This window comes from Nocardioides panacis, from assembly GCF_019039255.1.
GTDB lineage: Bacteria > Actinomycetota > Actinomycetes > Propionibacteriales > Nocardioidaceae > Nocardioides_B > Nocardioides_B panacis.
Genome location: NZ_CP077062.1, coordinates 4,317,479 through 4,332,178 on the forward strand (window position 1 = coordinate 4,317,479; position 14,700 = coordinate 4,332,178).

At 74.4% G+C, this 14,700-nt stretch carries 11 protein-coding genes and 2 pseudogenes; 5 read left to right on the plus strand and 8 right to left on the minus strand.

All coding sequences use genetic code 11. The annotated features are described in order from the left end of the window. Positions 1–100: 100 nt before the first annotated feature. Both KRR39_RS21125 and KRR39_RS21130 read left to right on the plus strand, forming a co-directional pair. Positions 101–1,477, plus strand: coding sequence for a glycosyltransferase 87 family protein (locus KRR39_RS21125; protein WP_216939365.1), 1,377 nt, complete (start codon positions 101–103; stop codon positions 1,475–1,477). Between the two features lie 90 nt (positions 1,478–1,567). Then, on the plus strand, positions 1,568–3,325 hold the full coding sequence (locus KRR39_RS21130) for a SpoIIE family protein phosphatase (protein WP_216939366.1): 1,758 nt from the start codon (positions 1,568–1,570) through the stop codon (positions 3,323–3,325). 107 nt (positions 3,326–3,432) lie between these two features. Here the strand turns inward: KRR39_RS21130 and katG are convergent. Together katG and KRR39_RS21140 are read right to left on the minus strand one after the other, a co-directional pair. Beyond that, positions 3,433–5,359, minus strand: a pseudogene (katG, locus tag KRR39_RS21135) (catalase/peroxidase HPI). Positions 5,360–5,705: 346 nt separating this feature from the next. After that, positions 5,706–6,134 (minus strand): Fur family transcriptional regulator, encoded by a 429-nt coding sequence (locus KRR39_RS21140; protein WP_216939367.1) that lies wholly within the window; start codon positions 6,132–6,134, stop codon positions 5,706–5,708. Positions 6,135–6,557: 423 nt separating this feature from the next. Here KRR39_RS21140 and KRR39_RS26375 point away from each other — a divergent pair, with 423 nt between their 5' ends. Beyond that, positions 6,558–6,953, plus strand: a complete 396-nt coding sequence (locus KRR39_RS26375) for an MOSC domain-containing protein (RefSeq protein ID WP_367303760.1) — start codon at positions 6,558–6,560, stop codon at positions 6,951–6,953. Positions 6,954–7,066: 113 nt separating this feature from the next. Here KRR39_RS26375 and helR read toward each other — a convergent pair. Beyond that, positions 7,067–9,178 (minus strand): annotated as a pseudogene (gene helR, locus KRR39_RS21150) (RNA polymerase recycling motor ATPase HelR); the annotation flags it as partial. 85 nt (positions 9,179–9,263) lie between these two features. Next, the gene (locus KRR39_RS21155) at positions 9,264–9,884 is read right to left on the minus strand and encodes a TetR/AcrR family transcriptional regulator (RefSeq protein WP_216939369.1); all 621 of its coding nucleotides are present in this window, start codon (positions 9,882–9,884) and stop codon (positions 9,264–9,266) included. 60 nt (positions 9,885–9,944) lie between these two features. Here KRR39_RS21155 and KRR39_RS21160 point away from each other — a divergent pair, with 60 nt between their 5' ends. Continuing rightward, the gene (locus KRR39_RS21160; protein ID WP_216939370.1) at positions 9,945–10,418 is read left to right on the plus strand and encodes a quercetin 2,3-dioxygenase; all 474 of its coding nucleotides are present in this window, start codon (positions 9,945–9,947) and stop codon (positions 10,416–10,418) included. Between the two features lie 13 nt (positions 10,419–10,431). On the opposite strand, the gene KRR39_RS21165 is transcribed toward KRR39_RS21160, so the two are convergent. Both KRR39_RS21165 and KRR39_RS21170 read right to left on the minus strand, forming a co-directional pair. Beyond that, a complete protein-coding gene (locus KRR39_RS21165; RefSeq protein WP_216939371.1) occupies positions 10,432–10,710 on the minus strand; it encodes a WhiB family transcriptional regulator in 279 nt (92 codons plus the stop codon). Between the two features lie 66 nt (positions 10,711–10,776). After that, the gene (locus KRR39_RS21170; protein ID WP_216939372.1) at positions 10,777–12,138 is read right to left on the minus strand and encodes an MFS transporter; all 1,362 of its coding nucleotides are present in this window, start codon (positions 12,136–12,138) and stop codon (positions 10,777–10,779) included. 143 nt (positions 12,139–12,281) lie between these two features. Here KRR39_RS21170 and KRR39_RS21175 point away from each other — a divergent pair, with 143 nt between their 5' ends. Further along, positions 12,282–13,295, plus strand: coding sequence for a sigma factor-like helix-turn-helix DNA-binding protein (locus KRR39_RS21175; protein ID WP_254185316.1), 1,014 nt, complete (start codon positions 12,282–12,284; stop codon positions 13,293–13,295). A 12-nt stretch (positions 13,296–13,307) separates the two neighbouring features. Here the strand turns inward: KRR39_RS21175 and KRR39_RS21180 are convergent, their stop codons facing one another. Beyond that, positions 13,308–14,291, minus strand: coding sequence for an SPFH domain-containing protein (locus KRR39_RS21180; RefSeq protein ID WP_216939373.1), 984 nt, complete (start codon positions 14,289–14,291; stop codon positions 13,308–13,310). Then, entirely contained in the window at positions 14,288–14,551 is a 264-nt protein-coding gene (locus KRR39_RS21185; protein ID WP_216939374.1) for a hypothetical protein, read from the minus strand. Before KRR39_RS21185 ends, KRR39_RS21180 begins: the two co-directional genes overlap by 4 nt. Positions 14,552–14,700 lie beyond the last annotated feature (149 nt).

A 14,700-nucleotide genomic window follows, 5' to 3' on the forward strand; every position in this document is an offset into this window, starting at 1 on the left:
CTGGTCGTGGTGGCGGTCGCGGTGCTCGCCGCGGGGGTCCGGGCGGTCGTGCTGGTCGACAGCGGCGGGGTGTCCGGGCTGCTGGGCTACGACCAGGGGGGTGTACTTCTCGGCTGCCGAGGCGCTCGCCTGGGGACGGCTGCCCTACCGGGACTTCCTGTTCCTGCACCCGCCCGGCGTCGTCGTGGCCCTCGCGCCGCTCGGTGCCCTGGCCCGGCTGACCCGCGACTCCTGGGGGATCGAGCTGGCCCGGGTGGCCGCGGTCCTGCTCGGCGCGGTCAACGCCGGGCTGGTCGCGCTGGCCGCCCGACGGGCCGGGCTGGTCGCCGCCGCGACGGCCGGGGCGTTCTACGCGGTCTGGCGACCGGTCGCGGTCACCGAGACCGAGACCCGGCTCGAGCCCTTCGTGTCGCTCGGGCTGCTCGTCGCGCTGGCCGTGCTCGCGACCGCCCCGGACCGCGTGCGGCGCCGCGCGCTCGTGCTGGCCGGCTGCGGCCTGGGGTTCGCGCTGACCGTCAAGATCTGGGCGGTGGTCCCAGTCGTGGTGGTCCTGGTCTGGTGCGTGGCGCGGTTCGGCCGGCGCGCGGCGGCCTGGGTGGCGGTGCCGCTGGTCGCCACCGTGGTGGTGGTCTGCCTGCCGTTCCTGCTCGCCGCACCGGGCCCGATGTTCCGGATGGTGGTCGTCGACCAGCTCTCGCGCGGACGGATGGCGGCCACCCTGACCAAGCGGACGACCGGGATGCTGGGCCTGTCCGAGGTCGTCGGGCACCGTCCGCACCTGGAGGGACCGGTGCTGCTGCTGCTCGTCGCCGGGGCTGCCCTCCTCGCCCTCGCCTGGGTGAGGGTGCCGTCGGCCCGGGTCGCGGTGGTGCTGCTCCTCGCGCAGGGCGGCGTGGTGCTCGCGAGCCCGTCGTACTTCCGCTACTACGACGCCTACCCGGCCCCGGCGCTGGCGCTGTGCGTGGGCGCGGTCGCGGCGGCGGTCCTCGGGCTGCTGCCCGCGCGGCCGCGTGCGCCCGTCGTACGTCGCACCGCGGCCGTCACGCTGGCGCTCGGGCTGGTCCTCGCGCTCGGGGCCGCCGCGGGCAGCGACACGCGCGCCGTCATCGGCCGGGCGTTCCCGGCCGCCGCGCTGCGCGGGGCGGTGAGCCGGGCCCGCTGCGTGACCGCCGACTCGGCGGGGGCGCTCGTGCAGCTCGACGTCTTCGGGCGGGACCTGCGCCGCGGCTGCCCCGTCGTGATCGACGTGGGCGGGCTGTCCCACGACCGGGACGCGGCGGCGATCGTCGGCGGGCTGCAGACGTCGAGACGCACCGACCAGCGCTGGCAGCGCGACGTGCGCGGCTACCTCCGGTCCGGCGGGGCGCAGGTGCTGGTCCGGCGGCACTACGACGGGTTCGACCGGGCCACGATCCACAGCCTGCACCGCCCCCGGCTGCGGCTCGACGCAGGGGCCTACGCGGTCTACGGCCGCTGAGCCGAACGGACCTTCCGCGCCGGGCCACGCTCGTGTAGACAGTGAGCCGACGGGCGGGGGCGCCACCGGATCGAGGCGGAGGTGTCCAGGGTGCAGCGCTACATCGACGAGCTGAGCCTGCTGCACGCGCTGCGGCTCGCGGTCGTGGCCACCGACACCGCCGGCGTGATCACCTTCGTCAACGAGGCGGCCACCGAGGTGTACGCCTCGGACGCCGAGGGCCTGGTCGGTCTCGAGCTCCGGGAGCTGCTGCCGGTCGAGCCGGACGAGGCCGCCTCCTTCGACCTGCACGCGGTGCTCGCCGGGGAGACCTGGAGCGGGGACCTGGCCGTACGGCGCCCGGGTGACGGCACCTTCGTGGCCGCCGTCTCGGCCACCCCGATCCGGAGCGGGGACGGCACCCTGGTCGGGGCCGTCGTCGCGGCCGAGGACATGACCGAGATCCGCAACGCCGAGGCCGAGGCGGCGGCCAGCGAGCAGCTCCTCCGGCTCGCCCACGAGGCAGCGCAGCTCGGGAGCTGGCACTGGGACATCGCCTCCGGGGTCACGGTCTGGGACGAGCAGCTCGAGGCCATCTACGGGATGCCGCCCGGCGGCTTCGACGGCACCTTCGCGGCGTGGGCGGAGACCGTGCACCCCGACGACCGCGACCAGGTGATGGCCGTCGTCGAGGAGGCGCTGACCACCCGGTCGTCGTACGTCCTGCGCAACCGCACCACCTGGCCGGACGGCACCGTCCGCTGGATCGAGGCGCACGGCAAGGTCACCAGCGACGAGCAGGGCAACCCGACCGGCACCATCGGCTGCGTGCGGGACATCACCGACCGGGTGACGGTGCAGCAGCGCCAGGCGGACGCGGCCGCGCGGTCCCGGCTGCTCCACGAGGTGACCGCCGCGTTCTTCGAGGCCTGGACGCTCGACCAGGTCGAGGCGGTGCTGGCCTCCAGCATCGAGCGGCTGGGGGAGATCCTCGGCGACAGCGTGCGGCTCCGGGTCCCCGACGACCTCTCGACGGTGACCGGCGGGATCGCGTTCGTGGCGGAGGTGCGGCGTCCGCTCGCCCACGAGGACAGCCAGCTGCTCGACACGCTGGCCGCGCAGTGCGCCATCGCCGCCCAGCGGGCCGAGCTCCAGGCGCGCACCGCCGACATCGCCGAGCAGCTGCAGTCCAGCCTGGCCGCGAGCCCGCTGCCCACCCTCGACCGGTTCGACCTGGCCGTGCACTACGCGCCCGGCGGCGACGAGCTCGAGCACGTCGGCGGTGACTGGTACGACGCGGTGAGCACGCCGGGTGGCTCGCTGGTGCTCGTCGTGGGCGACGTGATGGGCCGCGGCGTCCGCGCGGCCACCACGATGATCCGGGTCCGCGCGGGGATCCGCGGCCTGCTCACCGTCGACCCGGCCCCGCGGGCGGTCATCACGGCCGCCGACGAGATGATGACCCGCGACGCGCCGGACCAGTTCGTCACGGCGGTGGCGGCGCTCGTGGACCCGGAGACCGGGAGCCTGACGCTGTGCAACGCCGGCCACGTGCCGGTCGTGGTGGTGCACCCGGACGGCCGGACCGAGGCGCTCGGCGACGGGTCGGGGGTGCCGCTGGGCGTGCCGGTCGACCTCGAGCGGAGCGTGGCCACCGCACGGCTCGACCCCGGGACGCTGCTGGTCCTGGTGACCGACGGGGTCGTCGAGTCCCGGGCGCGGGACCTCGACCAGGGCATCACCGCGCTGCGCGAGCGCGCCGCGAAGCTGCGGGACCGGCCGCTCGGCGAGCTGGTCGTCGCGCTGGCCGCCCTCGCCGACCAGTCGCTGCGCGACGACGTCACGGTGGTGGCCGCCCGGCTGAGGTGACAGCCGTCACTGCGGCGGACCGCTGCCGTGCATCACTTCTGGTGCCCGATGACTCGGAGACCGGCCGGGCCGGCCGGGCGGCGCCGGAGCGCCACCCGGCCAGGGGATCAGGCCAGGTCGAACCGGTCGAGGTCCATGACCTTGGCCCACGCGGCCACGAAGTCGGTCACGAACTTCTCACCCGCGTCGTCGCTGGCGTAGACCTCGGCGACGGCGCGCAGCTCGGAGTTCGACCCGAAGACCAGGTCGGTCCGGCTGCCGGTCCACCGGACCTCGCCGGTGGTGGCGTCGCGGCCCTCGAACGTCTCGTGGGAGTCGTCGGTCGCCTTCCACGTCGTACCCAGGTCCAGCAGGTTGACGAAGAAGTCGTTGGTCAGCGAGCCGGGGCGATCGGTCAGCACGCCGACCGTCGACTGGTGCGCGTTGGCCCCCAGCACCCGCAGACCGCCCACCAGCACGGTCATCTCGGGGGCACTGAGGGTGAGCAGGTTGGCGCGGTCGAGCAGGAGGTACTCGGCAGGCAGCCGCTGACCCTTGCCGAGGTAGTTGCGGAACCCGTCCGCGCTCGGCTCGAGCGCGGCGAAGGACTCCACGTCGGTCTCGTCCTGCGAGGCGTCCGCGCGTCCCGGGCTGAAGGGCACCTCGACCTCGTGGCCCGCGGCGCGGGCGGCCTGCTCGACCCCGGCGGCCCCGGCCAGCACGATCAGGTCCGCGAGCGAGACCTGCGTGCCCGCCCGGTCGGCGTTGAAGGTCTGCTGGATCCCCTCGAGCGTGCGCAGCACGGCCGCGAGCTCGTCGGGGTCGTTGACCTCCCAGCCGTTCTGGGGCTGGAGCCGGATCCGCGCACCGTTGGCGCCACCGCGCTTGTCGCTGCCGCGGAACGTCGAGGCGGACGCCCAGGCGGTGGAGACCAGCTGGGACACGGTCAGCCCGGAGGCCAGCACCTGGCTCTTGAGGGTGGCGACGTCCTCGGGCCCGACCAGGTCGTGCGTGACCGCCGGGATCGGGTCCTGCCAGAGGAGCGTCTCCTGCGGGACCTCCGGACCGAGGTAGCGGGCCAGCGGCCCCATGTCGCGGTGCGTCAGCTTGAACCAGGCGCGGGCGAACGCGTCCGCGAACTCCGCCGGGTTCTCGTGGAAGCGCCGCGAGATCGGCTCGTAGATCGGGTCGAAGCGCAGTGACAGGTCGGTGGTGAGCATCGTCGGGACCCGGCCCGGCGAGCCGGCGTCGGGCCCGGGGATGGTGCCCGCGCCGGCGCCGTCCTTCGCCTGCCACTGGTTCGCACCGGCCGGGCTCTTGACCAGCTCCCACTCGTAGCCGAAGAGGTGGTCGAAGAAGTCGTTGCTCCAGGCCGTCGGGGTCGTGGTCCAGGTGACCTCGATGCCGCTGGTGATCGCGTCCGCCCCCTTGCCGGTGCGGTAGGAGTTCTTCCAGCCCAGACCCATCTCCTCCAGCGGAGCGGCCTCGGGCTCCGGTCCGACGTACTCGTCGGGGTCGGCCGCGCCGTGCGTCTTGCCGAACGTGTGGCCGCCGGCGATCAGCGCGACGGTCTCCTCGTCGTTCATCGCCATCCGCAGGAACGTCTCGCGGATGTCGCGGGCCGCAGCCAGCGGGTCGGGGTTGCCGTTCGGGCCCTCCGGGTTGACGTAGATGAGGCCCATCTGGACCGCGGCGAGCGGGTTCTCGAGCTCGTGGTCGCCGGTGTAGCGGGCGTCGCCGAGCCACTCGGTCTCCGGGCCCCAGTAGACGTCCTCGTCGGGCTCCCACACGTCCGGGCGGCCGCCGGCGTACCCGAAGGGCGTGGAAGCCCATGGTCTCCAGCGCGACGTTGCCGGTCAGCACGATCAGGTCGGCCCAGGACAGGCTCCGGCCGTACTTCTTCTTCACCGGCCAGAGCAGCCGGCGGGCCTTGTCCAGGTTGCCGTTGTCGGGCCAGCTGTTGAGCGGGGCGAAGCGCTGCTGCCCGGCCCCGGCGCCGCCGCGGCCGTCGCTGATCCGGTAGGTGCCGGCGCTGTGCCAGGCCATCCGGATCATGAAGGGCCCGTAGTGGCCGAAGTCGGCGGGCCACCAGTCCTGGGACGTGGTCAGCACGTCGGCGATGTCCTGCTTCCACGGCCGCGAGGTCGAGGGTCTTGAACGCCGCGGCGTAGTCGAAGTCGCCGCCGAGCGGGTTCGCGACCGCCGGGTTCTTGGCGAGGATCTTGAGGTTCAGGCGGTCCGGCCACCAGCCCCGGTTGCCGCCGCCCTGGGTCGGGTGCGGGGCGCGGTCGTGAGCCACCGGGCACTGGCTGGCAGTGGGCTCCCCGGCCTCCTCGTTCATCTCGCCGACGACTGCATCGTGGTGCTCAGGCATGACATTTCCTTCCGGTGCTGGGGTGGGTCACGAGCTGGGGGTGGAGCAGGCGGGGCAGAGACCCCAGTACACGACCTCGGCCTCGTCGATCGTGTAGCCGTGGTCGTCCGACGCGGTCAGGCAGGGCGTCGTCCCCACGGCGCAGTCGACGTCCACGACGGCGGCGCACGAGCGGCACACCAGGTGGTGGTGGTTGTCCGCGACCCGCGACTCGTAGCGGGCCACCGAGCCGGGCGGCTGGATGCGGCGCAGCAGGCCGACCTGGGTCAGCACGCGCAGGACGTCGTACACCGTCTGGTGGGACACCTCGCCGAGGTCCGCGCGGACGACGCCGATGGTCGAGTCCGTGTCGGCGTGCGGATGGTCCCGGACGGCGCCCAGCACCGCCAACCTCGGCCGCGTCACGCGCAGCCGGGCCTCACGCAGCTGGGGCTCGAACTCGGAAGCCGGGGGCACGATCCCGAGTCTGGTCCTGTCTCTGGAATCGGTCAAGATTGGGACGGCTGGCGTCCGGACCGCTCCAGCGGGCCACCGGGCCGCCCCGGGAGCCGACCCGGTGGCGCCCGCACGTGGACGTGGGGGTGCTCCCGCCGACGAGGCCTCTCCAGTCGGCGGGAGCGGCACAGCAAGGGTTGCCCGCCGCGGGCAGCCCACACACAGGTCTGGACAACCTCCTGGGCACGGGCCCTCCTTGACCGGTCGGGCAGCATGGGCGCCGTGGACCGGCCGGGCAGTCGTACGTCGGGTGCCGACCGGCGCTCCGCAGGACAGGTGCCCCTCCCGTTTCCGGCACCGGAGCCGCCCGCCGGGGCGGAGCCTCCTGTCCCACCGCCTGCCGTGGTCGTGGCGCTCCGGGTCGCGCCGGGGCGCCGGCTGCCGATGAAGCCGGTCGACGAGGTGGTCGTGGAGACCGGCCGCGGGATCGTCGGCGACCGCTACCACGGCACGAGGCACCGGCACGTGACCCTCCAGTCGGCCGAGCGGCTCGCCGAGGCCGCCGCCGAGCTCGGCGTCCCGGTCCTCCCCGAAGGCACCCGCCGCAACGTCACGGTGGCGGGCTTCGACGTGCCGACGGCGCCCGGGACCCGGATCCGCGTCGGCGACGTCCTGCTGGAGGTGGTCCGGGTCGCGGCGCCGTGCCGGATCCTCGACGACGAGATCGCGCCCGGGGCCGCCGCGGCGCTGCGTCGCCGGGCCGGCTCGGTGTGCCGCGTCCTGGCCGGCGGCGATCTCCGGGTGGGCGACCCGGTCGCGGTCGACGTCAGCGACCGGTGAGGACGACGAGCTGCTGGGTCGCCCGGGTCATCGCGACGTACCTGTCCACGGCCCCCCTCGATGCCGGTGCCGAACCGCTCCGGCTCGACGAGGACGACGAGGTCGAACTCCAGCCCCTTCGACAGCTCCGGGGTGAGCGACCGGACGCGCGGGGTGGCCACGAAGGTCGGGTCCCCGATGACGCAGGCGATGCCGTCGTGGTGCTCGGCGAGCCAGGTGTCGAGCACCGACCCCAGCTCCGAGGCGGACCCGTGCACGACGGGCACGCCGCTGCTGCGGACGGACGTCGGCACGTTGGCGTCCGGGAGCACGCTGCGGATGACCGGCTCGGCCTCGACCATGACCTCCGTCGGTGTCCGGTAGTTGATGCTCAGCGAGGCCAGGTCGATCCGGTCGAGCCCGACCCGCTCGAGGCGCGCCGCCCACGTCTCGGTGAACCCGTGCCGCGCCTGCGCGCGGTCCCCCACGATCGTGAAGCTCCGGGACGGGCAGCGCAGCAGCAGCATCTGCCACTCCGCGTCGGTGAGCTCCTGGGCCTCGTCGACCACCACGTGCGAGAACGGGCCGGCGAGCAGGTCCGGGTCCGTGCCGGGTACGGCGTCCTCGTCGACCAGCGCGGCCTGCAGGTCCTCTCCCCGCAGCATGGACATCACCTGCATCTCGGTGTCGTCCGTGGCGACCAGGTCGTCCACGACCCGGGCCAGGTGCTCGCGGTCGGCCGCCCGGGCCGCGGCCAGCCGGCGCCTGCGCCGCGACGCCTCCGGGTCGCCGAGCCGCTGCCGGGCCGCGTCCAGCAGCGGCAGGTCGGAGACCGTCCAGGCCTCGGGGTCGCCGCGCCGCAGCCGCCGCACCTCGTCGGCGTCGAGCCAGGGGGCGCACAGGCGCAGGTAGGCCGGCACCGTCCACAGGTCGCCGACGAGGTCGGTCGCCTCGAGCAGCGGCCAGGCCCGGTCGAAGGCGCCCGCGAGCTCCCGGTTCCGGGCCAGCGACCGGCGGAGCTGGTCGGGCGGGACGTCCTCGTCGGCCTCGTGCTTGTCGACCAGGATCGTGAGCAGCGCCTCCCACACCTGGTCGCGGCCCTCGTTGTGCGGCGTACCCGGGTCCGGGGCCTCGAACGCCTCCGCCCAGTCGGTGCTGCTGAGCCAGACGTCCGACCAGTGGGTCTCGACGGCCATCCCCTCGGTGGGCGGCTCCTCGTAGAAGCGCACCGCCGGCTCGATGGCCCGCACGAGGTCCGCGGACGCCTTCAGCGCCGCCACGTCCGGGTCGGTCTCCACCGCGGCGGCCGGCCCCTCCGGGACGAGGTCACGCAGGGTGCAGGTCTGCACGCCCTCCTCGCCGAGGCTGGGCAGGACGTCGGCGACGTAGGAGAGGTAGGGCTGGTGCGGTCCGACGAACAGCACGCCGCCCCGCCGGTGACCGAGGCGCGGGTCGGAGTACAGCAGGTAGGCGGTGCGGTGCAGCGCGACGACGCTCTTGCCGGTGCCCGGGCCGCCGTCGACGACGAGCGCGCCGCGGGACCCCGCCCGGATGATCGCGTCCTGGTCGGCCGCGATGGTGCCCAGCACGTCCCGCATCCGGGGCGACCGGCTGCTGCCCAGGCTGGCGATGAAGGCGGACTGGTCGTCGAGGGCGGCGGCGTGCCCGTCGAACCCGTCCGCGGTGAACACCTCGTCCCAGTAGTCGCTGATCCGGCCGCCGGTCCAGCGGTACCGGCGGCGGCTCGCCAGCCCCATCGGCCGGGCGTGGGTCGCCCCGAAGAACGGCTCGGCCGCCGGGGAGCGCCAGTCGACCAGCAGCCGACGGCCCGTGCTGTCGGTGAGGCCCAGCCGTCCGACGTACACGGGCTCGGAGCCGTCGGCGCCGACCATGTGGCCGAGGCACAGGTCGAGGCCGAACCGACGCAGCGCGCGCAGCCGGGCGGTCAGCCGGTGCACCTCGTTGTCCCGGTCCATCGCCTCCTGCCCGCCGCCGCCGGGTGCCCTGCGCGCCGCGTCGAGGCGGTCGGTCAGGTCGGCGACCGACCGCTCCAGGCTCTCCGCGACCGCCGCGAAGTGCCGCTCGTCGCCGGCGACCAGCGCCGGGTCGGCCTTGCGGGCGAGGAGGTCGGGGAGGGCGAAGGCACTCGTCGTCAGCGGGTTCACGGCATCGGCTCCGATCCAGCACGTCGGGTCACGTGTCGGCGGCCGTCCGGTCCTGGCCGTCGGCCGGAGATTCTGCGGCACGACCGGGGTCTTGCCGCAAGCCCTGGGGTCGGCTATACGTTGGGAGTGGCGGGGGACGCAGGGTCGTGCACGTCCCGGCCGCGGGTCAGTCCGTCGACGAGGCCCGTTCGGCGTCGGCGAGCGTCTGGCCGAGGAGTGCGCGGGCCGACCAGAGCATCTGCTCGCTGGCCTCCTCGCGGCTGAGCCCGGCGACGTCGGTGAGCCAGACGAGTGCCTCGATGCCCACGGCGCTGCGGACGGACAGGGCGACCCGGTGGATCTCGGCGTCGCCGAGACGCGGACGCAACGGGGCCAGCGCCTCCTCGAACCAGGCGATGGCCCGGCCCTGACGGAGCGGCAGGGACTCGCGCGTGGTGTCCGGGTCGAGCGAGAGCCGCAGCATGGTCCGCTGCTGGTGCTCGGTGTCGACGACGAGCCCGATGAAAGCCTCGACGGCACCCAGGAGCCGGGCAGCGGGGTCGTCGCCGGCGTCGTCCGGGACCAGGGTGCTCGTGGTGGTCTCGGGGTGCGCGGCGACCAGCAGCGCGGTGCGGGTGGGGAAGTAGCGGTAGGCCGTGGTGCGCGACACCGCCGCGGCCTCGGCCGCCGCCTCGACCGTCGGCGCCGTCCCGCCGCGCGCCAGCAGCTCGCGCGCGGCGGCCACCAGGGCGTCGCGGGTCCGCTGCTTCTGCCGGGTCCGACCGGTGCGCTCGTAGGGCGTTGACACGCCCGTCACGGTACCCTAATCTCGTCATGGGACATGAGTCCCATAAATGGGAGGTTGCTCATGGCGACGCTGGGGACGACGGTGCGGGCCCAGGGCACGGGTGAGCGGCGCTGGTTCTGCGGCGGTGGGGTGCACACCTGGCTCGCCGGCGAGGGCGAGACCGGCGGCGCCTACCTGCTGTTCGAGGACGAGCTGGACGCGGGCAAGGTGACCCCACTGCACCGACATCCCGACGCGGACGAGACTTTCTACATGCTCGAGGGGGAGGTCCGGCTGCACGTCGCCGGGGACGAGCAGATCCTCGCGGCGGGCGGGATCGCGATCATCCCGCGCGGCGTACCCCATGCGTTCGCGGTGACGACGCCGACGGCCCGGATGCTGTGTCTCCAGACGCCCGGGGGTGGAGAGGCGTTCTACCGGCAGGCGAGCGAGCCGGCGGGGGCCGGTGAGCCGCCGGTGCCGGACTTCGGGCGGGTCCGGGCGGCAGCCGCCGCGACCGGAGCGATCGAGCTCCTCGGACCTCCGCCGTTCTGAGCCGGACTGGTGGCTAGACCCCGGAGGCGGTGCGCGCCCGGGCGGTGCGACGGCGCAGCGACCGGCGCTCGTCCTCGCTCAGCCCACCCCAGACGCCGTGGTCCTGGTTCTCCTGGAGGGCCCACTCGAGGCACTGGGCACGGACCTCGCAGCCGCTGCAGATCTGCTTGGCCTCGTCGACCTGGGTCACCGCCGGTCCGGTGGTCCCGACGGGGAAGAAGAGCTCCGGGTTCTCGTCGAGGCAGGCGGAGCGGGAGCGCCAGTCGGCGTGGGGGGTGGCGTACGGCAGCATGACGTGCACCGTTCCCCATGTGGGGCCAGTCGAACCATCCGGGTCCGGCGGTGCTGGACCAGTCGCTCAGACCGGGGTGGTGCGTCCGGTCAGCGCCCAGCCGACGGCGGCGGCCACCGCGCCCCCGCCGAGCAGCACCGCGAACACCGCCGGACCGGGGGACGGCGCCGCGCCGGCGACCAGCGCACCCCCGAATGCCAGCCCGACCGCCATCGCGGCGGCCGCCGCGGTCTGCGCGGCGCCGTTGTTGCGGCCCTGCTCGTCGTCGCGGGACAGGTCGAGCACCATCACGGCGAGCGTCGAGGACGAGACGCCCATCCCGACCCCGGCGAGCGCCCAGCCGGCCAGGCCCCACCAGGGGGCGAGGGGGGTGACGGCGAGCAGCGTCGCGACCGTGAGCCCGACGGTCATGCAGGCCAGCCCGCCGCCCAGCATCCGGGAGCGGGTCGGCGCGGTGTAGTGGCCCTGGATCCAGGAGCCCAGCGCCCACGTCACGCCGGTGACGGTGAGGCTGACGCCCGCGGTGGCCGGGCCGAAGTCGTGCAGCAGGGTGAGCAGCAGGGGGATGAACGCCCCCACCGCCCCGAACGCGGCGCTGACCAGGCCGCGCACCGCGACGACGGTCGGCAGCCCCCGGGCGCCGCGCACCGTCCCGGTCGGCAGCAGGCGCACGACGCTGACGAACAGCACGACGGCCGAGATCACGAGCACCGTCCAGGCCAGGGGCCCGTCGGAGGAGAGGTGCTCCCCGGCGAGGGTGGGCGCCAGGACGCCGGCGCCCGCGAGCAGCGCCCAGCCCACCCCCATCCGGACACCGGCCGGGGGTCCGTCGGCGGTGACCCACGGGGCCGGGCCGATCGCCGGGCGCAGCAGCAGCCAGGTGGGTACGACGAGCGCCAGCACGCCGAGGAACACCCAGCGCCAGCCGAGCTGCTCGGTGACCACGCCCGTGACGACCGGCCCCAGGACCGAGGGCAGGATCCAGGCGGCCGAGACGAGCGAGAACATCCGCGGCCGCAGCGAGGGGTGCAGCACGCGGGCGACCAGCACCATCAGGGACACGTCGACGAGCGCCTCGCCGGCACCGCTGACCAGCCGGCCGACCACCACCACGGGCATCGCCCAGGCCAGCCCGACCAGCAGCTGGGCGACCGCGAACGCGGCGACACCGGTGCGCAGGACGGGCAGCGGCCCGCGCCGGTCCGCCCAGCCGCCGGCCACCGCCAGTGCCACCAGGAAGCTCGCGGCCGGGGCGGCGTTGGCCAGCCCGAACGACGCCAGCGCGTCGAAGTCCCGCACGACGGTCGGCAGCGCCGTCCCCACGGCCCGGTCGGCGAACGCCGCGAGGGTGATCATCGCGACCGTCCCCACGGACAGCGCGAGGTGGTCGCGCAACCGGGGGGCGCGGGTGGCGGTGGTGGTCGTCATGGCAGCAGCCTGCAACTTCATGTCGGGGTGAGGTCAACCGGATTGTCCCTGTGCGGCGGGCGCGCGGGGCAGGATGGTGGTAGACGGTAGGGCAGGACTGCCGCGCGGACCGCCCGGTCCGTGCCATCGAGCGGAGCACGCCGGTGAGAACGCACAGGGACGACCGTCCCGACTTCGAGGACTTCGTCGCCGTGTGCTCGGGCCGGCTGCTGCGGACCGCCTACCTGCTGACCCGGGACGCCGACCTGGCCGAGCGGCTGCTGGAGCGGGCGCTCGGGCAGGCCTGGTTCGGCTGGAACCACCTCGACGACCAGCCGGAGCTCGAGGTCCGGGCCACGCTGGTCAACACCTACGACACCTGGTGGCGCCGCCGCTGGGACCGCCGGCGACCGGCCGCGGGCCGGACCGACTCCTGGGACACGCTGCCCCGGCACCAGCGCGTGGTGCTGGTGCTGCGGTACTTCGACGACCTGTCGGCCGAGGACGCCGCGGACCTGCTCGAGGTGCCGGTCGGCACGGTCCGGCACCGGGCCACGGCGGCCCTGCGGCGGCTGGACCTGACCGAGGACCGGCTGCGCGCGGCGCTGGCCGAGCGGGCCGACGGTGTGGGGGAGGGCATCGGGCCGCGGGCGCGCGCCGACGCCGTGGAGGCGCGGGTGGCCCGCGCGCACCTGCGGCGCAGGACCTGGGTGGGTACGGCGGTCGGGCTCGCGTCCGCCGCGGTGGTGGTCGGCGCGGCCGTCGTACCCCCGCTGCTGCCGCAGGCGCCGGCGCCGGGTCCGGGGCCGCTCGAGCCGATGGTCCAGACGCCGCCCCGGCTGGCCGGCTGGGCGATGCCGGAGAAGGTGCACACCCAGGGCCGGGTCTACCGGTTCGCCCGCGGCGAGCAGAGCCGGGAGCCGCGCGGCCTGCTCCGGGTCGCGGTGCCGTCGTCGAGGGACCTGAAGGTGATCGCCTGGTCGACGACGCCCGGCACGCCCGGCCGGGTGGTGGTCAGCGTCGACGGCACCGTGGTCAGCAACAGCGGCGCGGGCGTGTTCGAGTACCCCGTCGTGCTGGCCGCCGGGCGGCCGCACCTCGTCGTGGTCCGGCCGACCGCGGCCCGCTCGGGGGACCGGATCGGGCTGGCGATCTACGAGCCCGACCGGGGGTTCTGAGACCGGCCGGGGTCAGTTGCCGCCGTTGCCGGTGATCAGGCTGCCCGTGGAGGGCTGGTAGGGGTTCAGGCCGTGGTCGAGGGCGTACTGCTTGAGGTAGCCGTCGCGGCCGAGGACCTTGATCCGCTCGTTGATCTTGGCCGCCTCGGCTTTCTCCACGGCGATCTGCGCGTTCGCGGCGGACTCCCGGGCGGCGGCCTCCGCCTCGGCGGCCTTGGCCTTCGCGACCGCCTCCTGCTGCTTGACCAGGGCGTTCTTGATCGCCTGCGGCGGCTCGGGCTTCTGCAGGGTGATCGCGAAGTTCTCGAAGAACTCGGTGTCGCCGTCGGTCTGCCGGTTCACCAGGTCCGGGAGCTGCTCGAGGACGTCCTTCTCCCACGCGGCCTTCTTGGTCGGGTCGGTGTAGAGCTCGGTGTAGGTGTAGTTCTGGCCGGCCCGGTCGATCGCGGTGTCCAGCGGCCGCGCGATGTACACGTTGAGCATCTGCCGCCAGCCGTCCGAGCGCTGGCCGTCGTCGGTCATGTACGCCTGGTACCGGTTGCCGATCAGCTCGTGGAACCGCTGCAGGGCGCCGCCGCGGTACGTCGTGCCACCGATCTGGATCGGCTGGCAGGAGGTGTTCAGCAGGAAGTTCGTGACCCCCTCGACGGTCATCTCGATGCCGTCCCGCGTGACGAAGGTGATCTGCAGTCCGTCGCCGGTGGTGTCGGCGTCGAACACGAAGTTGGTCTGCGAGGCGGGGTAGGCGAAGTGCGAGTCGCCGGGGCCGTCGAACACCCGGTTGGACGGCTCGATGCAGTCGGAGAACCGCTTGCTGGAGAACGCGCCGCCCTTGTAGTGCAGGGAGACCTGGTCCGGCCCGGTCGAGGCCGTCGAGGGCCGCACGAACATCAGCATCGCGATCACCACCAGCACGACCACGACGAGGACCAGCACGACCCGGCCGCCGCGTCCGGTGCGGACGGCGTCGAGGGCTTCGGTGTTCCTGGGGCTCACGGCTCCAGCTCCTTCTTCTCGTGCGCGCGGATCTCGTCGATGACGATCGTGGAGAGGTTCGGGTCGAGCTCGCGCTGGTCCCAGGCGATGTCCTTCAGGCGCGCGACGAGGGCGCGCAGGGCGGTGATCTCGCGACGTACCGCGTCGACGGTGCGGGCGTCGACGGCCTGCTGGGTGGCCGAGCCGCGACCGACGAAGTAGCCGACCGCCCCGGCGAGCAGCACGAGCAGCAGCACGGCCAACGACGCGTACGCCGGCATCCGGGCCCCCGATCTGAGCGGCCGTCCCGTCGACGACCGTGCACGGAGGCTAGCCGACCCCGGCGGTCCCGCGGGGCGGCTGACGAGAAACGGGGACGGGGCCTCCGGCGGGCGGGGTAGAGTTGCGGACTTGCCCGAACAGGTTCTGA